This is a genomic window from Metapseudomonas otitidis (assembly GCF_900111835.1).
GTDB lineage: Bacteria > Pseudomonadota > Gammaproteobacteria > Pseudomonadales > Pseudomonadaceae > Metapseudomonas > Metapseudomonas otitidis.
Genome location: NZ_FOJP01000007.1, coordinates 176,668 through 199,508 on the forward strand (window position 1 = coordinate 176,668; position 22,841 = coordinate 199,508).

A 22,841-nucleotide genomic window follows, 5' to 3' on the forward strand; every position below is an offset into this window, starting at 1 on the left:
CCTTATGCCACGCTGCTTCTGGTGCAACGAAGACCCCCTCTACATCGCCTACCACGACCAGGAATGGGGCGTGCCCCAACGGGATGCCGGGGCGCTGTTCGAGATGCTGTTGCTGGAGGGTTTCCAGGCCGGCCTGTCGTGGATCACGGTGCTGAAGAAGCGTGCCCGCTACCGCGAGGTGCTGTTCGGTTTCGACCCACAGCGCCTGGCGCAGATGACCGACGAGGAAATCGAGGTGCGCATGCAGGACCCGGGCATCATCCGCAACCGCGCCAAGCTGCGCGCGGCCCGGCAGAACGCCCAGGCCTGGCTGCGCCTGGAGGACCCCTCCGCCCTGCTTTGGTCCTTCGTCGGCGGCGCACCACGGATCAACCGCTTCGTCGACCGCAGCGAGGTGCCGGCGGTGACGGCCGAGGCCGAGGCGATGAGCAAGGCGCTGCGCAAGCTGGGCTTCACCTTTGTCGGGCCGACCATCTGCTACGCCTTCATGCAGGCCACCGGCATGGTCATGGACCACACCCTCGACTGCGATCGGCATCCTCACCTGGCGGGCTGACGGTCCGTCCCGCACCTGAGCGCGCGTCACGGTAGAATGCGCGCTTTTCCTTGCCCTGGAGTTGCCTGTGGACAAGCTCAAAGGCGCCCTCGTGGTCGGCTTCCTGCGCCTCTTCGCCCTGCTGCCCTGGCGGGCCGTACAAGCCGTGGGCGCGGCAATCGGCTGGCTGATGTGGAAGCTGCCCAACCGCTCCCGCGAGGTCACGCGGATCAACCTCGCCAAGTGCTTTCCGGAACTGTCCCCGACCGAGCTCGACCAGCGTGTCGGCCAGAGCCTGATGGACATCGGTCGCACCCTCACCGAAAGCGCCTGCGCCTGGATTTGGCCGGCGGAGAAGTCCATCGGCCTGGTGCGCGAAGTGGAAGGCCTGGAGGTGCTGCACGAGGCATTGGCCAGCGGCAAGGGCGTGGTGGGCATCACCAGTCACCTGGGCAACTGGGAGGTGCTGAACCACTTCTACTGTGCCCAGTGCAAACCGATCATCTTCTACCGCCCGCCGAAGCTGAAGGCCGTGGACGAACTGCTGCAGAAGCAGCGCGTGCAGCTCGGCAACCGCGTCGCGCCGTCCACCAAGGAAGGCATCCTCAGCGTCATCAAGGAAGTGCGTCGGGGCGGCGCGGTGGGCATTCCGGCCGACCCGGAACCGAGCCTGTCCGCCGGCGTGTTCGTGCCCTTCCTCGGCACCCTGGCGCTGACCAGCAAGTTCGTCCCCGGCATGCTCGCCGGCGGCAAGGCGCGCGGGGTGTTCCTGCATGCGTTGCGCCTGCCGGATGGCTCCGGCTTCAAGGTCATCCTCGAAGCTGCGCCGGAGGGGATGTACAGCGACAACGTGGAAGAAGGCGTGGCGGCGATGAGCGCCGTGGTGGAGCGCTACGTGCGCACCTACCCGACCCAGTACATGTGGAGCATGAAGCGCTTCAAGAAGCGCCCCGAGGGCGAAGCCCGCTGGTATTGAGAAAAGGCGCCTCGGCGCCTTTTTTGCGTCTTCTGCTGGGCGAGTCGGTGGTTTTAGGCTAAAAACCGCTCAGACCAATCCAAGGTGTGTCGCGATGTCCTCCAACCAGCGCCAGCATCCCCGTACGCCGATGAAGTGCCGGATCAAGATCAGTCACGAGAGCTTCGGGGATCTCTTCGCCCAGACCCGCGACCTGTCGGACGGCGGCGTGTACGTCCGCCACCCGGACCTGGTGGCCCTGCCGGTGGGCACCATCCTCACCGGCCAGGTGCAGGACCTGCCCTTCGAAGCGCCGATCCTGCAGATGGAGATCATGCGGGTGGACGCCGAGGGTGTCGGCCTGCGCTTCGTCGAGTCCTGATCCGCTACCAACCGCTCCCGGAAATCCCCCTAGCCTTCCTCGTCCGCCGTCAGCAGCACCAGTGGTTCGCACGCCTGACGACGGCAGCCCCAGCGATACTCCTCCCGGGTCGGCCCTTCACCGCGCCAGGTCGTTGCCGTGGCGCCGCCGTTGATGCGGAAGTTCCACACCTGGCCGCGGCCGTCATGCAGGCGCCCCTCGATGCTGCAGGGCACCCAGGAGAACGCGTGGTGCAGCACCACGCCGTCCAGCAACTCGGCCAGGGTGAAGAAGCGGCTGGCACCCCGCGCGTCCAGCTTCCAGGCGCGGCAGGCTTCGGTCAGGGCGGGTTCGGCCGAAGGCGGGGCTTCCAGTATCGGTGGCTTGATCGAATCGACCTGGTAGGGCGGCACCGGTTGGGCAGCGACGCCATCCAAGGCGAACGCCGCAATCCCCAGGGCGAGCACGGTGCGCACCATGTCACTGCCCTCCCTGGCGGCGGGCGAGGCGCTTGAGGAACACCCCCATCTCCTTCTCCGCCTGCTTGTCGCCCTTGGCCTGCGCGGCGCTCAGGCCCTGCTCCCAGGCCTGGCGAGCCCCCTCACTGTCACCGTTGCTCTCCAGTGCCTTGCCCAGCAGCTTCCAGGCGGCCGAGTAGGCTGGGTCCTGCTCGACGCAGCGTTGCAGGTGCAGCGCCGCCGCCGTCGCATCACCCTGGTCGAGGTAGCCCTTGCCCAGGCCGAAGCGCAGCAGCGCGTTGTCCACGCCCTTGGCGAGCATTTTCTCCAGTGAATCGATCATGGTCCTGTCCCCGGGCTGTCGAGGCGCTCACCCTACCCTGATCGACGCGAGCACCCAACCCCAAGGCTCAGAACCGCCAGAAGGCCGGGCTGAGCAGGATCAGCAGGGAGAACACCTCCAGCCGCCCCAGCACCATGGCCAGGCTCAATACCAGCTTGGCGCCATCGGGCAGGTTGCCGTAGTGCGCCGCCGCCTCGCCCAGGGCCGGGCCCAGGTTGTTCATGCAGGAGGCCAGGGTGGAGAAGGCGGTGAGCTGGTCCAGCCCCATGGCCATCAGCAGCAGGAGCAGCACCACGAAGGTCATCAGGTAGATGGAGCAAAAGGCCCAGACCGACTCCACCACCCGCTCTGGAATTTGACGGCGCCCCAGCTTGAGGGTGAACACCCCGTTGGGGTGCAGCAGCCGCTGGAACTCCCGCACCCCTTGGCGCAGCACCAGCAGGATGCGCATCACTTTCATGCCGCCGCCGGTGGAGCCGGCGCAGGCGCCGATGAAGGTGGTGTAGAGCAGCAGGTGCGGCAGCAGGGTCGGCCAGGTGCTGAAGTCGGCCAGGCCGAAGCCGGTGGTGGTGGCCACCGAGACCACCATGAACGCGGCATAGCGGATCGATTGCAGCGGCGCCTCGTAGTGCTGGTGGACGATGAGCGTGGTGGCGCAGATCACGAAGGTGCCCAGCAGCAGCAACAGGTACGCGCGGCATTCCGCGTCGCGCAGGTAGTGCCGCAGGCTGCGCTGTCGCCAGGCGAGAAAGTGCAGGCCGAAGTTCACCCCCGAGACCACCAGGAAGAACATGCACACCGCCTCCACCAGCGGACTGTCGAAGTAGCCGATGCTGGCGTCGTGGGTGGAGAAGCCGCCGATGGCGATGGTGGAGAAGCTGTGGCAGATGGCGTCGAACAGGCTCATCCCGGCGGCCCAGTACGCCAGCGCACAGGCCAGGGTCAGGCCGCAGTAGATCAGCCACAGGGTGCGCGCGGTTTCCGCGATGCGTGGCGAGAGCTTCTGCTCCTTCAGCGGGCCGGGCATCTCGGCGCGGTACAGCTGCATTCCGCCGATGCCGAGCATGGGCATGATCGCCACCGCGAGGACGATGATCCCCATCCCGCCGAACCACTGCAGCTGCTGGCGGTAGTAGAGGACCGCCTTGGGCAGCTGGTCGAGCCCGGTGAGTACGGTCGCCCCGGTGGTGCTGATGCCCGAGACGGACTCGAACAGCGCGTCCACCAGGCCCATGCGCGGCGTGTCGATGAGCAGGAAGGGAATGCAGCCGAAGGTGCCGAGCACGGTCCAGAACAGCGCGGTGATCAGGTAGCCGTCGCGGATCTTCAGGTCCCCGTTGGCACCGCGCACCGGTAGCCAGATGAGCAGGCCGATGCTCAGGGTGATCAGCAGCGCCATCAGAAAGCCCTGCCAGGCGCCTTCGCCGTAGTACAGGTCGATCAGCAAGGGCGGCAGTTGGGTGCTGCTGAACAGCATCAGCAGCACGCCGAGGATCCGGCGGATCACCGCATGGCGCTGGGCTCGTCCGGTCACGGCGTTAGGCAGGTAAGTGTTCTGGCGCAGCGGCAGGAGGGGTTCGAAGCGGGACATGGCGGGCCCTCGGAACGGGAGGGTCCGAACCCTACCGCCGGCTCGCAGGGAGGGGATGTAGGAAGTGGCTGAAAACCGGGCGGCCGGTATCTGGATACCGCGCGCGCCCGGTTGGCGGCGTCAGAAGAAGGTCAGGCCGACCTGGAACAGCCGCTCCACGTCGCGGATGTACTTCTTGTCCACGAGGAAGAGGATCACGTGGTCGCCGGACTCGATCACCGTGTCGTCGTGGGCGATCAGCACCTCGTCGTCACGGATCACCGCGCCGATGGTGGTGCCCGGCGGCAGGGCGATGTCCTCGATCATCTTGCCCACCACCTTGCTCGACTTGGCGTCGCCGTGGGCGATGGCCTCGATGGCTTCGGCCGCGCCCCGGCGCAGGGAGTGCACGCTGACGATGTCGCCCCGGCGCACGTGGGTGAGCAGGGTGCCGATGGTGGCGAGCTGGGGGCTGAGGGCAATGTCGATCTCGCCGCCCTGCACCAGGTCCACGTAGGCGGGGTTGTTGATGAGGGTCATCACCTTGCGCGCTCCGAGCCGCTTGGCCAGCAGCGAGGACATGATGTTGGCCTCGTCGTCGTTGGTCAGGGCCAGGAAGATGTCGGCGTCGTTGATGTTCTCTTCCACCAGCAGGTCGCGGTCCGAAGCGCTGCCCTGCAGCACCACGGTGCTGTCGAGGGTGTCCGACAGGTAGCGGCAGCGGGCCGGGTTCATCTCGATGATCTTCACCTGGTAACGGCTCTCGATGGCCTCGGCCAGGCGCTCGCCGATGTTGCCGCCGCCGGCGATGACCACGCGCTTGTAGCTGTCCTCCAGGCGGCGCAGCTCACTCATCACCGCGCGGATGTGGGCCTTGGCAGCGATGAAGAACACCTCGTCGTCCGCCTCGATCACGGTGTCGCCCTTGGGGATGATCGGCCGGTTGCGGCGGAAGATGGCCGCCACGCGCGTGTCGACGCTGGGCATGTGCTCGCGGATCTGGCGCAGCTCCTGGCCCACCAGCGGGCCGCCGTAGTAGGCACGGACGCCCACCAGCTGGGCCTTGCCCTCGGCGAAGTCGATCACCTGCAGGGCGCCGGGGTACTCGATCAGGCGCTTGATGTAGTTGGTGACCACCTGCTCGGGGCTGATCAGCACGTCGACCGGGATGGCCTCGTTGTCGAACAGCGCCTCGCGGGTCAGGTAGGCCGACTCGCGTACGCGGGCGATCTTGGTGGGGGTGTGGAACAGGGTGTAGGCCACCTGGCAGGCGACCATGTTCACCTCGTCGCTGTTGGTCACGGCCACCAGCATGTCGGCGTCGTCGGCACCGGCCTGGCGCAGCACGGTGGGGAACGAGCCCTTGCCCTGCACGGTGCGGATGTCCAGGCGATCGCCGAGGTCGCGCAGGCGGTCGCCGTCGGTGTCGACCACGGTGATGTCGTTGGCTTCGCCGGACAGGTGTTCCGCGAGGGTGCCGCCGACCTGGCCGGCCCCGAGAATGATGATCTTCACTGATTGCTCCGTTAGCCGCGGGGAGACGCGGCGATCTTCATCAGCTTGGCATAGTAGAAGCCGTCATGGCCGTCTTCCTGGGCCAGCAGCTGGCGGCCATGGGGTTGCTTGAGGCCGAACCCGCCGGCGATATCCAGCTCCCGCGCGCCGGGGGTGCGGGCGAGGAAGGCGGCGATGTTCTCGCTGTTTTCCGCCGGCAGCGCCGAGCAGGTGGCGTAGAGCAGGATGCCGCCCACTTCGAGCGTCGGCCAGAGGGCGTCCAGCAGCTCGCCTTGCAGGGTGGCCAGGGGCGCGATGTCCTCGGCCTTGCGGGTCAGCTTGATATCGGGGTGGCGACGGATCACGCCGGTGGCCGAGCACGGGGCATCGAGCAGGATGCGCTGGAAGGGCTTGCCGTCCCACCAGCTCGCGGTGTCGCGGCCGTCGGCGGCGATCAACTGGGCATCCAGGCCCAGGCGCGCCAGGTTTTCGCGCACGCGCACCAGGCGGCTTTCCTCCAGGTCCACGCCCACCACCTGGGCCAGGCCGGGTTCGGCTTCCATCAAATGGCAGGTCTTGCCGCCGGGGGCGCAGCAGGCATCCAGCACCCGCTGGCCGGGTGCCAGTTCCAGCAGGTCGGCGGCCAGTTGCGCGGCTTCGTCCTGGACGCTGACACGCCCTTCGGAAAAGCCCGGCAAGCCGGTGACGTCGCAGGCTTCGGCCAGGCGGATGCCGTCGCGGCTGAAGGGGCAGGGTTCGGCTTCGATCCCGGCCTGGCGCAGTTCGGCGAGGTAGGCATCGCGGTCGCCGTGACGGCGGTTGACCCGCAGGATCAGCGGCGGGTGGGCATTGTTGGCCGCGCAGACGGCTTCCCACTGTTCCGGCCAGGCAGCCTTCAGGGCCTTCTGCAGCCAGCGTGGGTGGGCGGTGCGTACGGCCGGGTCGCGTTCGAACTCGGCGAAGATCGCCTCGCCCTGGCGCTGGGCATTGCGCAGCACGGCGTTGAGCAGGCCCTTGGCCCAGGGCTTCTTCAGCTTGTCGGCACAGCCGACGGTTTCGCCGATGGCCGCGTGGGGCGGGATGCGGGTGTGGAACAGCTGGTAGAGGCCCACCAGCAACAGGGCTTCGACGTCACGGTCGGCCGCCTTGAAGGGCTTCTGCAGCAGGCGCTCGGCCAGGGCCGACAGGCGGGGTTGCCAGCGGGCGGCGCCGAAGGCGAGGTCCTGGGCGAGGCCGCGATCGCGCGGGTCCACCTTGTCCAGCTGGGCAGGCAGGCTGCCGCCGAGGGAGGCCTTGCCGTTGAGCACGGCCGCCAGGGCACGGGCGGCGGCGAGGCGCGGGCTCATGCGCCGAGCACCTGGCCGGGGGCGAACTGTTCGCGGCGGCTGTTGTAGAGGTCGGCGAAGGCCAGGGGCTTGCCGCCGGGCAGTTGCAGGCGGGTCAGGCGCAGGGCGCCTTCGCCACAAGCCACGGTGAGGCCGTCCTTGCTGGCGTCGAGGATCTGGCCGGGTTGGCCGCGGCCTTCGGCGGGCTCGGCAGCGAGCACCTTCAGCGGCTGGCCGTCAAGGGTGCTGTGGCAGATGGGCCAGGGGTTGAAGGCACGCACCAGGCGCTCCAGCTCGTCGGCCGGGCGGCTCCAGTCGATCCGCGCCTCGTCCTTGTTGAGCTTGTGGGCGTAGGTGGCCAGGGCGTCGTCCTGCACCTCGCCCTGCAGCGTGCCGGCAGCAAGACCGGCGATGGCCTGGACGACGGCCTGGGGGCCGAGCTGTGCAAGGCGGTCATGCAGGCTGCCGCCGGTGTCGCCGGCGGTGATCGGGGTGGTGACCTTGAGCAGCATGGGGCCGGTGTCGAGACCCGCCTCCATCTGCATCACGGTGACGCCGCTCTCGGCGTCGCCCGCCTGCACCGCCCGCTGGATCGGTGCGGCGCCGCGCCAGCGCGGCAGCAGCGAGGCATGGCTGTTGATGCAGCCGAGGCGCGGGATGTCCAGCACTACCTGCGGCAGGATCAGGCCGTAGGCGACCACCACCATCAGGTCCGGGGCAAGGGCGCGCAGTTCCTCCTGGGCGGCAGGGTCGCGCAGGGTCGGCGGCTGCAGGACCGGGAGGCCGTGCTGCAGGGCAAGCTGCTTGACCGGGCTGGGCATGAGCTTCTGGCCGCGGCCGGCGGGGCGGTCGGGCTGGGTGTACACGGCAACGATCTGGTGAGGGGTGTCGAGCAGGGCCTTGAGGTGTTCGGCGGCGAACTCCGGGGTGCCGGCGAAGACGAGGCGCAGGGCTTGGGTCATGCGGGGCTCACTCTACTAAAAAGAAAAAGGCTTGCCGGAGCAAGCCTTTGGGGTTCGGGGATCAAGCCTGCTGGCGGTGCTGCTTTTCCAGCTTCTTCTTGATCCGGTCGCGCTTGAGGCTGGAGAGGTAGTCGACGAAGAGCTTGCCGTTGAGGTGGTCGCATTCGTGCTGGATGCACACCGCCAGCAGGCCTTCGGCAATCATCTCGAATGGCTGGCCATCGCGGTCCAGGGCCTTGATCTTGACCTTCTGCGGGCGGTCGACGTTCTCGTAGAAGCCGGGCACCGAGAGGCAGCCTTCCTGGTACTGGTCCATCTGGTCGGTCAGGGACTCGAACTCGGGATTGATGAAGACCATCGGCTCGGACTTGTCCTCCGACAGGTCCATCACCACCACGCGCTTGTGCACATTCACCTGGGTCGCCGCCAGGCCGATGCCGGGGGCTTCGTACATGGTCTCGAACATGTCGTCGATCAACTGGCGCAGCGCGTCGTCCACCACCTCCACCGGTTTGGCGATGGTGCGCAGGCGCGGATCAGGGAATTCGAGGATGTTCAGGATCGCCATATGGGTTTGTGATGCACTTGTGGAATAAAGTCAAAATCCGCTGCTAAGATGATGAGCAGCATTGAAAAACGCCTGAAAAGCCCGGTTGGGGCGGCTTTCAGGCCGTTTCGCGTGAACGCACATAATAAAGGGATTCACCGCATGAGGAAATCACTACTCGCCCTGCTGCTCCTGGCTGCCAACGGGCTGGCACAGGCTGCGGTGGAGCTCAAGGACGGCCATCCGGAACGCTATACGGTGGTCCGTGGCGACACACTCTGGGACATCTCCGGCAAGTTCCTCAGCGAACCCTGGAAATGGCCGGAAATCTGGCATGCCAACCCGCAGATCCAGAACCCGCACCTCATCTACCCCGGTGACACCCTGAGCCTGGTGTATGTCGATGGCCAGCCGCGCCTGGTGCTGGATCGCGGCGCGTCCCGCGGCACCATCAAGCTGTCGCCTCGTGTTCGCAGCACACCGATGGCCGAGGCCATTCCGACCATTCCGCTGGAGGCGATCAACAGCTTCCTGTTGTCGAACCGCATCGTTGATACCCCTGAGCAGTTCGAGGGTATTCCGTACATCGTCGCGGGTAACGCCGAGCGTGTTGTCAGTGGCGCGGGTGACCGCGTCTATGCACGCGGCAAGATCGACCCCGCAGGTGCCTCCTACGGCATTTTCCGCCAGGGCAAGACCTACATCGACCCGGATACCGAGGAATTCCTGGGCATCAATGCCGATGACATCGGTGGCGCCAACGTGGTTGCCCAAGAGGGGGATGTCACCACCATGGCCCTGACACGCTCGACCCAGGAAGTTCGCCTGGGGGATCGTCTTTTCCCCACCGAAGAGCGCTCCATCACCTCGACCTTCATGCCGAGTGCGCCCGACCGCGAGGTCAAAGGGCTAATCCTCGATGTACCTCGAGGTGTGAGCCAGATCGGCCAGTTTGATGTGGTCACCCTGAACAAGGGCAAGCGCGATGGCCTGGCCGAAGGCAACGTACTGGCGGTCTACAAGACCGGCGAAACCGTCCGCGATCGGGTCACCGGTGAGATGGTGAAGATCCCCGACGAGCGTGCCGGCCTGCTGATGGTGTTCCGCACCTACGACAAGCTCAGCTATGGTCTGATTCTCGCGGCGAGTCGCCAGTTGCAGGTGATGGACAAGGTACAAAATCCGTAGTGCCAATCAGCCCCCGCCTAGCGGGGGCTTGTTGTATACAGGGCGGCCAGCCGCGCCATGCGGCACCGGTCAAGGACGAATCCCATGCCGCCCGCCCTCTCCCCCGCCGAGCTGGAAGCCCGGCTCCGCCTGCACAGCCTCCCCGAAGTCGGCCCTCGCCGTTTTCATACCCTGATCGAAGCCTTCGCCAGCGCCTCTGCCGCGCTCAGCGCCCCGGCTGCCGCCTGGCGCTCCCTCGGCCTGCCGGAAGCCTGTGCCGGCCCGCGCCGGGATGCCGCCATCCGCGAGCGGGCCGCCCATGCGCTGGCCTGGCTGGAAGGGCCGGACTGCCACCTGATCACCTGGGATGATCCGCGCTACCCCGCCCTGCTCGCCGAACTGCCGGACGCCCCGCCGCTGCTCTTCCTCCAGGGCGACCCCGGCCTGCTGGAGACCCCGCAACTGGCCATCGTCGGCAGCCGTCGCGCCTCCGCCGCCGGGCTCGACAACGCCCACGCCTTCGCCTGTGCCCTGGCTGGCGGAGGGTTCACCATCACCAGCGGCCTTGCCCTGGGCATCGACGGTGCCGCCCACCAGGGCGCGCTGGATGCCAGCGGCAAGACCATCGCCGTGCTCGGCACCGGCCTGCAGCGGCTCTACCCCCGGCGCCATGCCGGGCTGGCCCGGGACCTGCTGGCCAGGGGCGGCGCCCTGGTGTCCGAACTGCCCCTGGACTGCCCGCCCCAGGCCGCCAACTTCCCCCGTCGCAACCGCATCATCAGCGGGCTGTCCCTGGGCGTGCTGGTGGTGGAAGCCAGCCCCTCCAGCGGCTCGCTGATCACCGCCCGGCTGGCCGCCGAACAGGGCCGCGAGGTCTACGCCCTGCCCGGCTCCATCCACCACCCTGGCGCGCGGGGTTGCCACCAACTGATCCGCGAAGGCGCCGTGCTGGTGGAGACCACCGAGCACATCCTCGAAGCCCTGCGGGGCTGGCAGCAGGTGGCACCGCTCCCAGTTGCCAAGCCGATCGAAGCCCCCCACCAGCACCCGCTGTTGGACCTGCTGCGCGCCGCCCCCTACAGCAGCGAGGCCCTGGCCCATGCCAGCGGCTGGGACCTGCCCCGCGTACTGGCCAGCCTCACCGAACTGGAGCTCGACGGCTGTGTCGCCTGCGAGGCGGGGCGCTGGGTTCATCGCTGCGGGTGAGCCCTGTACACTCGCGCCATCGTTTTTCCGGGAGCAGGCGATGGTCAACAAATGGCAGGTTCAACGCGTGGCGCGGATCGTTCGAGAAGGCGGCGTGATCGCCTACCCCACCGAAGCGGTGTGGGGCCTGGGCTGTGATCCGTGGAATGCGGACGCGGTCTACCGCTTGCTGGCGCTCAAGGACCGGCCGGTGGAAAAGGGCCTGATCCTGGTGGCCGACGACATCCAGCAGTTCGACTTCCTCCTCGACGGCCTGCCCGACGCCTGGATCGACCAGCTCACCGCCAGTTGGCCGGGCCCCAACACCTGGCTGGTGCCCCACCAGGGCCTGCTGCCCGAATGGATCACCGGCCAGCACGACAGCGTCGCCCTGCGCGTCACCGACCACCCCCTGGTGCGCGCCCTGTGCGCTGAAGTCGGGCCGCTGGTCTCCACCTCCGCCAACCCCGGCGGGCGGCCCGCCGCCATGTCGCGCCTGCGGGTCCAGCAGTACTTCCCCGGCCAACTGGACGCCGTGCTCGGCGGCGCCCTGGGGGGCCGCCGCAAGCCCAGCACCATCCGTGACCTGGCCACCGGACGGGTGATCCGCCCCTCCTGAAGACCGCCTCCGGCCTACAGGCCGGAACAGCCCCGGCACTGGCCGGGGCTGATGCGTTCAGGGCAGCAGCACACTGGAGCCCTGGGTGCGTCGCCCCGCCAGGTCGGCATGGGCCCGCGACACCTCCGCCAGGGCATAGCGCTGGCCGATCTCCACCCGGATCGCCCCGCTGGCGATCATCCCGAACAGCTCGTCCGCCATCGCCTGCAGGCGTGCCGGCGTGTCCGCGTAGCCGCCCAGGGTCGGACGGGTGACGAACAGCGAGCCCTTCTGGGCCAGCACCCCCAGGTTGACCCCGGTGACTGGCCCCGACGCATTGCCGAAGCTCACCAGCAGCCCGCGCGGCGCCACGCACTCCAGCGAGGTCGCCCAGGTGTCCTTGCCCACCGAGTCGTACACCACCCGGCACTTCTGCCCATCGGTCAGCTCCAGCACCCGCTGCACCACGTCCTCGCGGCTGCTGTCGATGCACGCCCAGGCGCCCAGCGCCTTGGCCCGCGCGGCCTTATCCGCCGAGCCGGCGACGCCGATCAGCTTCGCCCCCGCGGCCTTCGCCCACTGGCAGGCGATGGAGCCGACCCCGCCGGCTGCCGCGTGGAACAGCACCATCTCGCCGGCCTCCAGCGCATGGGTCTGGCGCAGCAGGTACTGCACCGTCAGCCCCTTCAGCAGCACCGCCGCCGCCTGTTCGAAGCCGATGGCATCCGGCAGCGTCACCAGGTGCCCCTCGGGCAGCACGTGGAACTCCCCGTAGGCGCCCAGCGGGCCCGTGGCGTAGCCCACCCGGTCGCCCACCTTCACCCGTGCCACGCCCTCGCCCACCGCATCGACCACCCCCGCGCCCTCGCTGCCCAGCCCGGACGGAAAGCCCGGTGCCGGGTACAGGCCGCTGCGGTAGTAGGTCTCGATGAAGTTCAGGCCGATGGCGTGGTTGCGTACCCGCACCTCGCCCGGCCCGGGCTGTGGCAGCGCCACCTCCGCCAGTTCCAGCACCTCGGGACCGCCGTATCGGGAAAACTGGATGCGTCTGGGCATGGTTCAGGCTCCTGCATGGGAAAGGCCCTCATCCAAGCCTTCCGCTTGATCGCCGTCAAGCCACCGCCAGCCCCCGGCGGTGGTATGCTTGCGCCCTCTTTTTTCCCCGCAAGCCCCGTCCGGCGGCGCTCGCAAGCCGACTCAAGGTGTATCCGACGTGAGTGAACACATTGCGGCCGTGAAGGCCTACCTGCTCGATCTGCAAGACCGCATCTGCACCGCCCTCGCCGCCGAGGATGGCCAGGCCAGCTTCTTCGAGGACGCCTGGGACCGCCCCGCCGGCGGCGGTGGTCGCACCCGCGTGATCGAGAACGGCGCGCTGATCGAGAAGGGCGGGGTCAACTTCTCCCACGTGTTCGGCACCAGCCTGCCGCCCTCGGCCAGCGCCCATCGCCCGGAGCTTGCCGGCCGGGGCTTCCAGGCCATGGGCGTGTCCCTGGTGATCCACCCGGAAAACCCCCACGTACCCACCTCCCATGCCAACGTGCGCTTCTTCATCGCCGAGAAGGAAGGCGAGGCCCCGGTGTGGTGGTTCGGCGGCGGCTTCGACCTCACCCCCTACTACGGCCACGAGGAAGACTGCGTGCACTGGCACCAGGTGGCCCGCGACGCCTGCGCCCCCTTCGGCGAGGACGTCTACCCGCGCTACAAGGCCTGGTGCGACCGCTACTTCCACCTCAAGCACCGCAACGAGCCGCGCGGCATCGGTGGCCTGTTCTTCGACGACCTCAACGAGTGGGACTTCGACACCAGCTTCGCCTTCATGCGCGCCATCGGCGACGCCTACCTGGAGGCCTACATGCCGATCATCCGCCGTCGCCGCCACACCCCCTTCACCGAACAGCAGCGTGAATTCCAGGCCTACCGCCGCGGCCGCTACGTCGAATTCAACCTGGTGTTCGACCGCGGCACCCTGTTCGGCCTGCAATCCGGCGGGCGTACCGAGTCCATCCTCATGTCCCTGCCGCCCCACGTGCGCTGGGGCTACGACTGGAAGCCCGAGCCGGGCAGCGAAGAAGCGCGCCTGACCGAGTACTTCCTCCAGGACCGCGACTGGCTGGCCACCCAGCCCTGACGCCCCGCGCCCGGCCAGGCGCGCCGGCCCGGACCCGGCAAGCGCATCCACCGATGTAGACTCCGCCGCTGATCCGGGCCCGCCCTGCCGGGCCTTCCAACGTGACGCGCCGAAGCGGACTTCCGAACCGCCCCGGCCCTGCCCCAAGGACTTCCCATGGACCGCTACTGCGTCTTCGGCAACCCCATCGGCCACAGCAAGTCGCCGCTCATCCACCGCCTCTACGCCGAGCAGACCGGCCAGGTGCTGAGCTACGAAGCGGTCCTCGCCCCGCTTGACGACTTCACCGGCTGCGCCCGCGCCTTCTTCGCCACCGGCCTGGGCGGCAACGTCACCGTGCCCTTCAAGGAGCAGGCCTTCGAACTGGCTGACCAGCTCAGCGCCCGCGCCCAGCGCGCCGGTGCGGTGAACACCCTGAAGAAGCTCGACGACGGCCGCCTGCTCGGGGACAACACCGACGGCGCCGGGCTGGTCCGCGACCTCACCCGCAACGCCAGGCTGTCCCTGGCCGGCAAGCGCATCCTCCTGCTGGGCGCCGGAGGGGCCGCGCGCGGGGTGATCGAACCGCTGCTGGCGGAAAAGCCGGCGTCCCTGGTGATCGCCAACCGCACCGTGGAAAAGGCCGAAGCCCTCGCCCGCCTGTTCGCCGACCTCGGCCCGGTGTCCGCCAGCGGCTTCGACTGGCTGGAAGAACCGGTGGACCTGATCATCAACGGCACCTCCGCCAGCCTGGCCGGCGACCTGCCCCCCATCGCCCCCAGCCTCATCCAGCCGCGCCACACCGCCTGCTACGACATGATGTATGGCAAGGAACCGACCGCCTTCAACCGCTGGGCCGCCAGCCACGGTGCCGCGCGCACCCTCGACGGCCTCGGCATGCTGGTGGAGCAGGCCGCCGAAGCCTTCCTGCTGTGGCGTGGCGTGCTGCCCGACAGCGCCCCGGTACTGGCCGAACTGCGTCGCCAGCTCGCCGAGGGCTGAGCGACCCCCGGCCTGACGCCGGGCTACGGCTCGATCAGCAGGCCGCTGCCCTCGCCCTCCAGCTTGCGCAGCTCCCGCTCCACCTGCGGGCGGGCCCGGCGCAGCACCAGGCAGCGGCCCTCCCCGCCCAGGCGACGGGCCTCGTCGTGGAGCAGGCTGACCCCCGCGTAGTCGATGAAATTGACGTGGTGGGCATCCAGCACCAGGCGCCCGGCCTGGCTCTTCTGGATCAGCCGCTGCAGGTACGGGCAGGCCCCGAAGAAGATCGACCCCTCGATGCGCAGCACCTCCTCCTCACCCTGCCGGGCCTGCAGCACCCGCGGCTGCGAGGTGCGCTTGAGGTAGAAGAACAGCGACGCCAGCACCCCGGCATAGATGGCCGTCTGCAATTCCAGCAGCAGGGTCGCCGCCAGGGTCAGCGCCATCACCGCGAACTCCGCCCGGCTCACCCGCCACAGCTGGCGCACCCCGCGCCCGTCCAGCAGGCCCCAGCAGATCATCAGGATGCCGGCGGCCATCGCCGGCAGCGGGATGTGGCCGATCAGGTCCGCGCCGCCCCACGCGAACAGCGCCACCCACAGCGCCGAGAACACCCCCGCCAGGGGCGAGCCGGCGCCCGCCTGCAGGTTGAGCCCCGACCGGGTGAAGGAGCCCGCCGACAGGTAGCCGGAAAACCAGGCGCCGACCAGGTTGGACAGCCCCTGGCCACGGGTTTCCTGGTTCACGTCCAGCACCTGCCCCGAGCGGCTGGCCAGGGCGCGGGCGATGGACAGGCTGGTGACCAGGCCCAACAGCCCGCACGCCACCGCCGACGGCAGCAGGCGCAGCATGTCCTCGGCATCGAAGCGCAGCGTCGCCAGTGGCGGCAGGCTGCCCTGGAAGGCCGCCACCCGCGCCACCGCGCCGAACGGGCCGGGCAGCGCCATCACCAGCAGGCTGCCCGCGAGCAGGCCCAGCAGCAGGGCCGGCAGGCGCGGCGCCAGCACCCTCGCCAGAATCGACACGCCGAGGCTCACCCCCGCCACGGTGAGCGACGGCCCGCGTGCCTCGCCCAGGTGGGCGGCCAGTGCCAGCGCGCTCTGCCAGGCTGTGGCGCGACCCTCCGGCGGCGCCAGGCCGAGCAGGTTGGGCACCTGCCCCAGGGCGATCACCAACGCCGCACCCAGGGTGAAACCGAGCACCACCGACTGCGAGACGAAGTTCGCCAGGGCGCCGAAGCGCAGCAGCCCCATGAGGAACTGGAAGGCCCCCGCGAGAAAGGTCAGCAGCAGCACCAGGCCGATGTAGTCCTGGCTGCCCGGCAAGGCCAGGGGGCTGACGCTGGCCATCAGCACCACCGAGATGGCCGCCGTGGGCCCGCCGATCAGGTGCCGCGACGAGCCCCACAGGCAGGCGACGATCACCGGCACCACGGCGGCATACAGCCCATAGGTCGCCGGCAGCCCGGCGATCAGCGCATAGGCGATGGACTGGGGCAGCGCCAGCACCGCCCCGGTCAGCCCCACCAGGGCGTCCCGGCCGACGGCCCGGGGGCGCAGGCCGGGTAGCCAGTGGAGGAAGGGGAAGAGACGGGATGGGCGCATGGGGCGTCGCTGTGGCTCGGTTGCGGGAGCGCGGTCATTCGGGAAGGGCAACGCTGCCAGCCCGCCCGGTGGGCGCGGTTTCGACCGTGAAAGCGCCCCGGGCCTGTGAGCGGTCGGGCTCAGAGCTTCGCCTTCACCGCCGCCAGCCCATCGCCGCCCTCGCGGGTGGTCACGCCGTTCAACCAGGCCTCCAGGGCTGCCGGGTTGGCCTTGATCCAGGCCTTCACCGCCGCCTCGTTGCTGGCCTTGCCGCTCAGCACCTGGTCCATCACGCTGTTTTCCATCACCTGGGTGAACTGCAGGTTGGCCAGCAGCCGGCCCACGTTCGGGCACTGCTGGGCGTAGCCCTTGCGGGCCAGGGTGTTCACGCTGCCGCTCTCGCCGAAGTAGCGCTCGCCACCCTTCAGGTAGACCAGGTCGTACTGCACGTTCATCGGGTGCGGCGTCCAGCCGAGGAACACCACGAACTCGTTGCGCTTCACCGCCCGGCCCACCTGCACCAGCATCGCCTGCTCGCTGGACTCCACCAGCTTCCAGTCGCCCAGGCCGAACTCGTTTGACCGGATCATCTCCTGGATGGAAACGTTGGCCGGCGAGCCGGCGGCGATGCCGTACAGGGTGTGCTTGAACCGCTCGGCATGGCTGTCCAGGTCGGCGAAGGTCTTCACCCCGGCCTCGTAGGCGTAGCGCGGCACCGCCAGGGTGTACTCGGTGCCCGTGAGGTTCTCGGCCAGCTTGTCCACCTCGCCGCTGGCGACGAACCGGTCGTAGTTGCTCTGCTGGGCCGGCATCCAGTTGCCGAGGAAGGCGTCCACCTGGCCCTTCTGCAACCCGGCGAAGATGATCGGCACCGCCAGGGTCTGGGTCTCGGCGCGGTAGCCCAGCCCGTCCAGCAGCAGGCGTGCCACGCCGTTGGTCACGGCAATGTCGCTCCAGCCCGGGTCGGCCAGTTTCACCGTGGCGCAGCGGGCGTCCTCGGCCTGCGCCGCCAGGGCCAGGGTGGTGCTCAGCAGGCCGGCGGCCACGGCAGGGATCAGCGTCTTCATGGGGCGGTCCTCAGGGTTGGGGGAAGCGCGCGCGGCGCTCCAGGTCGTCCAGGTCGATGTGGTTGCGCATGTACTGCTGGCTGGCGTCGACGAAGGGCTGGTGGTCCCAGCTGGTCAGCGTGCCCTGGGCCAGGGCCTCGGCGACGAAGCGGCGGCGGCGCTGGCTGGCGAGGGTCGCCTCGGCGATGGCCGCGACGTTCCAGCGCGCCCGCGCCTCGTCGAGGAAGGTCGCCAGCAGCGCCTGGTGTTCGGCGGAGCCGGCCAGGTTCTCCAGCTCCAGCGGGTCGTTGGCCAGGTCGAACAGCAGGCACGGGTCCTGCTCCGAGTAGATGAACTTCCACTGCCGGCGACGGATCATCATCAGCGGGCTGGTGGTGCCTTCGGCCATGTATTCGCCCAGCACCTCGTCGTGGCCTTCGCGGCCTTCCAGGTGCGGCAGCAGGGAGCGACCGTCCAGCGGCAGGTTCGCCTCCAGGTGGCCGCCGGCCAGTTCCACCAGGGTCGGCAGCAGGTCCACGGTGGACACCGAGGCCGCCACCCGGCGGGCCGCGAAGCGCGCCGGGGCGTGCACCAGCAGCGGCACCCGGGCGGCCATCTCGAACCAGTGCATCTTGTACCAGAGGCCCCGCTCCCCAAGCATGTCGCCGTGGTCGCCGGAGAACACCACGAGGGTGTCCTCGGCCAGGCCGCACTCGGCCAGGGTCTTCAGCAGCGCGCCGACCTGGTCGTCGACGTAGCTGCAGGCGCCGAAGTAGGCCCGGCGGGCATCGCGGATCTTCGCCTCCGGCAGCGGCTTGCCCCACAGGTCGATGACCTTCAGCAGGCGCTGGCTGTGGGGGTCCTGCTCGTGGTCGGCGAAGCGCACCCGGGGCATGGGGATCGCCGCTTCGTCGTGGCGGGCCCAGTAGTCGGCCGGGATGGTGTAGGGGTCGTGGGGGTGGGTCATCGACACCGTCAGGCAGAAGGGCTGGTCCGCCCGCTGGCGCACGTGGTCGTAGAGGTACTGGCGGGCCTTGAACACCACCTCCTCGTCGAAATCCAGCTGGTTGGTGCGCACGCTCGGCCCGGCCTGCAGCACCGAGGACATGTTGTGGTACCAGCTCGGGCGCACGTCCGGTTCGTCCCAGTTCACCGCCCAGCCGTAGTCGGCGGGGTAGATGTCGCTGGTCAGGCGCTCCTCGTAGCCGTGCAACTGGTCCGGGCCGCAGAAGTGCATCTTGCCCGACAGCGCCGTGCGGTAGCCGAGGCGGCGCAGGTAGTGGGCGTAGGTGGGGATGTCGGCGGGGAACTCGGCGGCGTTGTCATAGGCGCCGATCTTCGACGGCAGCTGCCCGCTCACCAGGGTGAAGCGCGAGGGGGCGCACAGCGGGCTGTTGCAATAGGCCGAGTCGAACACCACGCCCTCGGCGGCCAGGCGTGCCAGGTGCGGCACCTTCAGCGGGGAGGACGGGGTGTAGAAGGGCAGCAGCGGCGCGGCCATCTGGTCGGCCATGATGAAGAGGATGTTGGGGCGTTTCATCGTGCGCTTATCCATACCGATGAATTATGCGAGAGTGCTGGCGCTGATGATTGCGTCAGCCCTTCGTCCCGGTAAACCGCACGGGGAGACATGACTCGGATAAGCAAGACTTATGGCAGATTTCCCTGACATCGCCCTCGACCTGCTGCGCGTGTTCGAGGCCGCCGCCCGCCACCTCAGCTTCACCGCCGCTGCCGTGGAGCTGGGCACCACCCAGCCGGCGGTGAGCCAGCAGATCCAGCGGCTTGAGAAACAGCTGGCGACCCGGCTGTTCGACCGCGTCTACCGCGGCATCGAGCTCACCGATGCCGGGCGCGTGCTGTTCCTCCACGTGCAGGAAGGCCTGCAGGCGATCCAGGCCGGCCTGGAGGCCGTGGGCGCCCGCAGCCAGCACGAGGTGCTGCAGGTGGCCACGGATTTCGCCTTCGCCGCCTACTGGTTGATGCCGCGCCTGCACCGCTTCCATGAAGCCAACCCGGACATCGATGTCAGCCTCGTCACCAGCGACCGCACCATGAACATGCTGCGCTCGGAGGTGGACATCGCCATCGCCTTCGGCGACGGCCGCTTCAAGCACGGCGATGCCCTGCTGCTGTTCCGCGAGGAGGTCTTCCCCATCGCCAGCCCGCGCCTGCTGGCCGGGCGCGCCACGCCGCTGCCGGCCGCCGCGCTGGCCGAGCTGCCGCTGCTGCACCTGAAGCCGGAGGTGCGCACCCGCTGGTTCGACTGGAGCAGCCTGTTCCGCGAGCTGGGCATCAGCCAGAGCCCGCCCTCCGGCGCACTGCGCTTCGACAACTACACCCTGCTGATCCAGGCCGCCATCGCCGGCCAGGGCGTCGCCATCGGCTGGCGCTACCTGGTGGACGACCTGCTGGAGCAGGGCCTGCTCGCCCCGCTGCTGGAAGGCCGGGTGTGCTCGGACCTCGGCTACTACCTGGTCCAGCCCGAGCGCAAACGCCGCGCCCGGCTGATGAAATGCTTCGTCGACTGGCTGCAGCAGGAGCTGGGCGATGCTGCTCGACAGGCACATCTGATCCGCAATCGCGAGGGCATCGCAATCTGAGCGCGAAACGTCTGCAGACCCGAACCATCGTTTGGGCGCCGCTATTATGTGATGCCCGTCACGGGGCGCCGGCCTGAGCGTCATGCAAAGGCCACAACCTTCGCCCATTACTGACACACCACCACTCCAAAGAGCGCTGCCCCCAATGAGACCGACCTCCCGCCTGGTCGCCAGCCTTGTGCTGTGCGCCCTCGCCGGCCAGGCCCACGCCTGGTCGCAGCCCACCCACAAGAACATCGTCAAGGATGCCCTGGCGTACATGAACTCCGCCTACGCCACCGAGGAGATGCGCCAGGCCTATGCCTTCTACGTCGGCGCTGCCGGCAGCGAGGCCAAGGCCGGCGAGATCCTCGGCCAGGCCGCCTATGACGTGGACGACTTCCGCGACACGCGCCTGGGTGGCTGGTGGGTCGGCTACGAATACGCCCCGGTGTGGAATGCCGCCGCCAAGCTGGTGAACTACACCTCCTACTGGCACTTCCTCAACATGGGCCGCCAGGGCGATGCCCACGGCAACCCCCACGGCGGCTACGACTACCGCTACCACAAGGTGGACGGCACCATCGCCGACGTGGACTGGTACGCCAAGGTCTACCTGTACAACCGCGAGCTGAAACGCGAGGACTTCGACACCACCGAGGCCCACTACCGGCGCGGCAGCCGGTCCAACTGGCAGGAGCACTACGGCGACTTCCAGACCGCCGCCTTCCAGCCCATCGATAACCTCGCCGGCTACTGGTTCGACCAGTTCCGCGCCGCCCCCTCGCTGCAGACCATCGGCTATGCCCTGCACGCCACCGGCGACGTGGCCCAGCCCCACCACGTGTGGATCACCTCGGCCAACGGCCACGTCAGCTGGGAAGGCTGGGTCGACGACCACTACGCCAGCGAGAAACTCAACGACCCCACCGCCGTGGCCAACCTCATCAGCCGCTACGACCCGGCCCGCAGCATCCGCGAGCTGCTGACCCAGACCGGCCAGGTCGCCTACGCCCATCCCGAGCCGCTCTACGACACCAGCTACGCCACCCGGCTGCGGGTCGCCCGCGAGCTGATCCCCGAGTCCATCGCCCTGACCGTCACCGTGCTGACCAAGGGCGCACGCAGCTTCAATGCCCGTGAAAGCCTCTGATCGCCCCTGGCGCCGGCGGGGCCTGGCGCTGCTGCTCGGCGCCTGGCTCGGCGGCGCGCAGGCCATGCCCAGCGCCCCGGACCTGCGCATCGACGGCCAGTGCCTGCCCGGGCGCAGCATCGCCCTGCTGGAACAGGTGCTCACCCGGGTCAAGTTCAACACCGACCCGCGGCAGCTGCGTCGCGGCCTGGTGGAGAACCACCTGCTGGCGCGGGAACTGGAGCCGCAGCTGAACGAGCAGAACCGCCGCGACCTCGACGCCAGTGTCGAGATCGAGGCCGGCAACCTGCTGGAGCAGTACTTCGGCCGCCGCGCCGAGGAAGACCTCAGCCCCTACCTGCGCCAGCCCCGGCCGCTCAGCGCGGAGCGCCTGCGCCAGGTGCTGGCCCCCGCCTCCCGGGTGCTGGTGGTGGACAGCCTGCAGTTGGACCCGACCCAGACCCGCGAAGCAGCAGCCACCGAGCTGATCCGCTGGCAGTTCCCCGGCGAAGCCGAACAGCGCCTCGACCTGCTCGACCTCTACCAGGGCGACAACGTCCAGGGCCGCGTGGAGCTGCAGCAGGGCAACCTCGGCTACCTGGCGCGCCAGGTCCAGGCCCGGATTCAGCGGGACCGCCTCTGGTACCGCCTCGGCCAGGAGGGCTTCAGCGCCGAAGAGCGCCAGGGCCTGCGCACCCTGGTGCGGGATCGCCTGGTGCGCCAGCGCTACCTGCACCAGGTCGGCCTCTACAGCGACTTCCACCATGAGTCCGACAACCTGCGGGCACGGGCCGCCCGGGTCAGCGACGCCGACGCCGAGGCCTACTACCAGCGCAACCTGGCGAACTACCGCAACGTCGCCCAGGTCCAGGCCGCGCACCTGCGCGTGGGGGACCAGGCCAGCGCCGACCGCCTCTACGCCGAACTGCAGCAGGGCCTGGATTTCGACGAGGCCGTGCGCCGCCATTCCCTGGCGGACGACAAGGCCCGCACCCCGCCGGGGGACCTCGGGCTGATCCGCGCCGACGACCCGAAGCTGGACCTGCTGCACAAGACCGCGCTGATCCAGAAGGCCAACACCCTGTCGCAGCCGATGCTGATCGACGGTGCCTTCGAGATCCTCCGCGTGCGCAGCCGCGAGGACCGCCAACTGCCCCTGGCGGACCCGAGCGTGCGCTACGAGGTGAACCAGGCCGTGGCCCGTGAGCAGCTGGCCGCCGAGTTCGAGGCGCGCATCCGCCAGTTGCTGGCCGATGCCCGCGTGGAGGGCTTGTGAAGGGCTGGCTGGGGCTGGCCCTGGCCAGCGTGCTGGTCAGCGCCGGCGTGGGTGCGGCCTGGAGCTGGCGCGAAGCCCCGGTGGCCGTGGCGTCGCCTGCCCGGGCGCCGTCCGTGCCGGCCAGCCTTCCGCCCGTGCCCGTTTCGGCGGCCTCGCAGCCGCCGGCCTCCCCCGCACCGGCGGCCCCCGTGGCCGCCAAGGCCGTGGACGAGGCCCCGCCATCCCCGGCGCCCCTGGATCTCCAGCAGGCCCAGCAGCTCATGCAGTGGACGGCGGAACACGGCGACCCGCGCAGCCCGGCCCTGGGCGGGCTCAAGCCACGCCAGGCCGCCAGCGAGGCCGAACGGGCCGATCCACAGGCCTACACCGCCCTGGAGGAGCGCCAGACCCGCGAGCTGGTGCAGGCCTATGCCGCCGGCGTGCAGCAGATCCCCGAGATCCGCGCACGCATAGAGGCCGCCGCCCAGAGCGGCGAACGCAGCCCCGCCGAGCTGGACGAGGCCCGCGCCGCGCTGGAACAACTGGAGGCCATGCAGGCGCACCTGGAGCGTGAAGCGCCGGAGCTGCTGCCCGGCAGCACCCGCGCCGACTGAGCAGCCCCGGGCGCAAGCGGCTACCATGGCAGCCTCCG

23 protein-coding genes are annotated in these 22,841 nt (G+C 69.2%); 12 read left to right on the forward strand and 11 right to left on the reverse strand.

Features of this window, described 5'->3' with window-relative positions:
- Nucleotides 1–4 precede the first annotated feature (4 nt).
- From BM198_RS10685 to BM198_RS10695, 3 genes are all read left to right on the forward strand, one after another.
- The gene (locus tag BM198_RS10685; RefSeq protein ID WP_074969846.1) at nucleotides 5–556 is read left to right on the forward strand and encodes a DNA-3-methyladenine glycosylase I; all 552 of its coding nucleotides are present in this window, start codon (nucleotides 5–7) and stop codon (nucleotides 554–556) included.
- Nucleotides 557–623: 67 nt separating this feature from the next.
- Nucleotides 624–1,511 carry a lysophospholipid acyltransferase gene (locus tag BM198_RS10690; RefSeq protein WP_074969848.1) on the forward strand — a complete coding sequence of 296 codons (888 nt, stop codon included), beginning with the start codon at nucleotides 624–626 and terminating at the stop codon, nucleotides 1,509–1,511.
- A gap of 94 nt (nucleotides 1,512–1,605) precedes the next feature.
- Nucleotides 1,606–1,872, forward strand: coding sequence for a PilZ domain-containing protein (locus BM198_RS10695; RefSeq protein WP_044410086.1), 267 nt, complete (start codon nucleotides 1,606–1,608; stop codon nucleotides 1,870–1,872).
- A 29-nt stretch (nucleotides 1,873–1,901) separates the two neighbouring features.
- Here BM198_RS10695 and BM198_RS10700 read toward each other — a convergent pair whose 3' ends face one another.
- The 7 genes from BM198_RS10700 to def all read right to left on the reverse strand — a co-directional run bounded on the left by BM198_RS10700 (nucleotide 1,902) and on the right by def (nucleotide 8,571).
- Entirely contained in the window at nucleotides 1,902–2,330 is a 429-nt protein-coding gene (locus tag BM198_RS10700; RefSeq protein WP_044410089.1) for a hypothetical protein, read from the reverse strand.
- A gap of 1 nt (nucleotide 2,331) precedes the next feature.
- Complete coding sequence (locus BM198_RS10705; protein WP_074969850.1) at nucleotides 2,332–2,652, reverse strand: tetratricopeptide repeat protein; 321 nt, start codon at nucleotides 2,650–2,652, stop codon at nucleotides 2,332–2,334.
- Nucleotides 2,653–2,719: 67 nt separating this feature from the next.
- Entirely contained in the window at nucleotides 2,720–4,243 is a 1,524-nt protein-coding gene (locus BM198_RS10710) for a TrkH family potassium uptake protein (protein ID WP_083422366.1), read from the reverse strand.
- A 120-nt stretch (nucleotides 4,244–4,363) separates the two neighbouring features.
- The gene (gene trkA / locus BM198_RS10715; protein WP_044410095.1) at nucleotides 4,364–5,737 is read right to left on the reverse strand and encodes a Trk system potassium transporter TrkA; all 1,374 of its coding nucleotides are present in this window, start codon (nucleotides 5,735–5,737) and stop codon (nucleotides 4,364–4,366) included.
- Between the two features lie 11 nt (nucleotides 5,738–5,748).
- Nucleotides 5,749–7,062, reverse strand: coding sequence for a 16S rRNA (cytosine(967)-C(5))-methyltransferase RsmB (gene rsmB, locus BM198_RS10720; RefSeq protein WP_074969852.1), 1,314 nt, complete (start codon nucleotides 7,060–7,062; stop codon nucleotides 5,749–5,751).
- Nucleotides 7,059–8,003 carry a methionyl-tRNA formyltransferase gene (gene fmt, locus BM198_RS10725; RefSeq protein ID WP_074969854.1) on the reverse strand — a complete coding sequence of 315 codons (945 nt, stop codon included), beginning with the start codon at nucleotides 8,001–8,003 and terminating at the stop codon, nucleotides 7,059–7,061. Before fmt ends, rsmB begins: the two co-directional genes overlap by 4 nt.
- Before the next feature lie 61 nt (nucleotides 8,004–8,064).
- On the reverse strand, nucleotides 8,065–8,571 hold the full coding sequence (def, locus tag BM198_RS10730) for a peptide deformylase (protein WP_069561846.1): 507 nt from the start codon (nucleotides 8,569–8,571) through the stop codon (nucleotides 8,065–8,067).
- A 141-nt stretch (nucleotides 8,572–8,712) separates the two neighbouring features.
- Between def and BM198_RS10735 the strand changes: the two genes are divergently transcribed.
- The 3 genes from BM198_RS10735 (at nucleotide 8,713) to BM198_RS10745 (ending at nucleotide 11,521) form a co-directional block, all read left to right on the forward strand.
- Nucleotides 8,713–9,738 (forward strand): LysM peptidoglycan-binding domain-containing protein, encoded by a 1,026-nt coding sequence (locus BM198_RS10735; protein ID WP_044410106.1) that lies wholly within the window; start codon nucleotides 8,713–8,715, stop codon nucleotides 9,736–9,738.
- 84 nt (nucleotides 9,739–9,822) lie between these two features.
- Complete coding sequence (gene dprA / locus BM198_RS10740; protein WP_074969856.1) at nucleotides 9,823–10,923, forward strand: DNA-processing protein DprA; 1,101 nt, start codon at nucleotides 9,823–9,825, stop codon at nucleotides 10,921–10,923.
- A 40-nt stretch (nucleotides 10,924–10,963) separates the two neighbouring features.
- Nucleotides 10,964–11,521 carry an L-threonylcarbamoyladenylate synthase type 1 TsaC gene (locus BM198_RS10745; RefSeq protein WP_044410112.1) on the forward strand — a complete coding sequence of 186 codons (558 nt, stop codon included), beginning with the start codon at nucleotides 10,964–10,966 and terminating at the stop codon, nucleotides 11,519–11,521.
- A gap of 57 nt (nucleotides 11,522–11,578) precedes the next feature.
- Here BM198_RS10745 and BM198_RS10750 read toward each other — a convergent pair whose 3' ends face one another.
- Nucleotides 11,579–12,556, reverse strand: coding sequence for an NADPH:quinone reductase (locus tag BM198_RS10750; protein ID WP_074969858.1), 978 nt, complete (start codon nucleotides 12,554–12,556; stop codon nucleotides 11,579–11,581).
- Between the two features lie 157 nt (nucleotides 12,557–12,713).
- Here BM198_RS10750 and hemF point away from each other — a divergent pair, with 157 nt between their 5' ends.
- A complete protein-coding gene (gene hemF / locus BM198_RS10755) occupies nucleotides 12,714–13,631 on the forward strand; it encodes an oxygen-dependent coproporphyrinogen oxidase (RefSeq protein ID WP_074969860.1) in 918 nt (305 codons plus the stop codon).
- Between the two features lie 156 nt (nucleotides 13,632–13,787).
- Nucleotides 13,788–14,612, forward strand: coding sequence for a shikimate dehydrogenase (aroE, locus tag BM198_RS10760; RefSeq protein WP_074969862.1), 825 nt, complete (start codon nucleotides 13,788–13,790; stop codon nucleotides 14,610–14,612).
- Between the two features lie 23 nt (nucleotides 14,613–14,635).
- Here the strand turns inward: aroE and BM198_RS10765 are convergent, their stop codons facing one another.
- From BM198_RS10765 to betC, 3 genes are all read right to left on the reverse strand, one after another.
- Complete coding sequence (locus tag BM198_RS10765) at nucleotides 14,636–16,195, reverse strand: SulP family inorganic anion transporter (protein WP_074969864.1); 1,560 nt, start codon at nucleotides 16,193–16,195, stop codon at nucleotides 14,636–14,638.
- A gap of 119 nt (nucleotides 16,196–16,314) precedes the next feature.
- Nucleotides 16,315–17,241: a choline ABC transporter substrate-binding protein gene (gene choX, locus BM198_RS10770; RefSeq protein ID WP_074969866.1), complete on the reverse strand. Its 927-nt coding sequence runs from the start codon at nucleotides 17,239–17,241 to the stop codon at nucleotides 16,315–16,317.
- 10 nt (nucleotides 17,242–17,251) lie between these two features.
- Nucleotides 17,252–18,760, reverse strand: a complete 1,509-nt coding sequence (betC, locus tag BM198_RS10775) for a choline-sulfatase (protein WP_074969868.1) — start codon at nucleotides 18,758–18,760, stop codon at nucleotides 17,252–17,254.
- 112 nt (nucleotides 18,761–18,872) lie between these two features.
- Between betC and BM198_RS10780 the strand changes: the two genes are divergently transcribed.
- The 4 genes from BM198_RS10780 to BM198_RS10795 all read left to right on the forward strand — a co-directional run bounded on the left by BM198_RS10780 (nucleotide 18,873) and on the right by BM198_RS10795 (nucleotide 22,803).
- Complete coding sequence (locus BM198_RS10780; RefSeq protein WP_044410131.1) at nucleotides 18,873–19,823, forward strand: choline sulfate utilization transcriptional regulator; 951 nt, start codon at nucleotides 18,873–18,875, stop codon at nucleotides 19,821–19,823.
- A gap of 145 nt (nucleotides 19,824–19,968) precedes the next feature.
- Complete coding sequence (locus BM198_RS10785) at nucleotides 19,969–20,955, forward strand: phospholipase C/P1 nuclease family protein (RefSeq protein ID WP_074969870.1); 987 nt, start codon at nucleotides 19,969–19,971, stop codon at nucleotides 20,953–20,955.
- Complete coding sequence (locus tag BM198_RS10790) at nucleotides 20,942–22,210, forward strand: peptidylprolyl isomerase (RefSeq protein WP_208610358.1); 1,269 nt, start codon at nucleotides 20,942–20,944, stop codon at nucleotides 22,208–22,210. The genes BM198_RS10785 and BM198_RS10790 overlap by 14 nt, the downstream gene beginning before the upstream one ends.
- The gene (locus BM198_RS10795; RefSeq protein WP_074969872.1) at nucleotides 22,207–22,803 is read left to right on the forward strand and encodes a hypothetical protein; all 597 of its coding nucleotides are present in this window, start codon (nucleotides 22,207–22,209) and stop codon (nucleotides 22,801–22,803) included. The genes BM198_RS10790 and BM198_RS10795 overlap by 4 nt, the downstream gene beginning before the upstream one ends.
- Nucleotides 22,804–22,841: the final 38 nt, after the last annotated feature.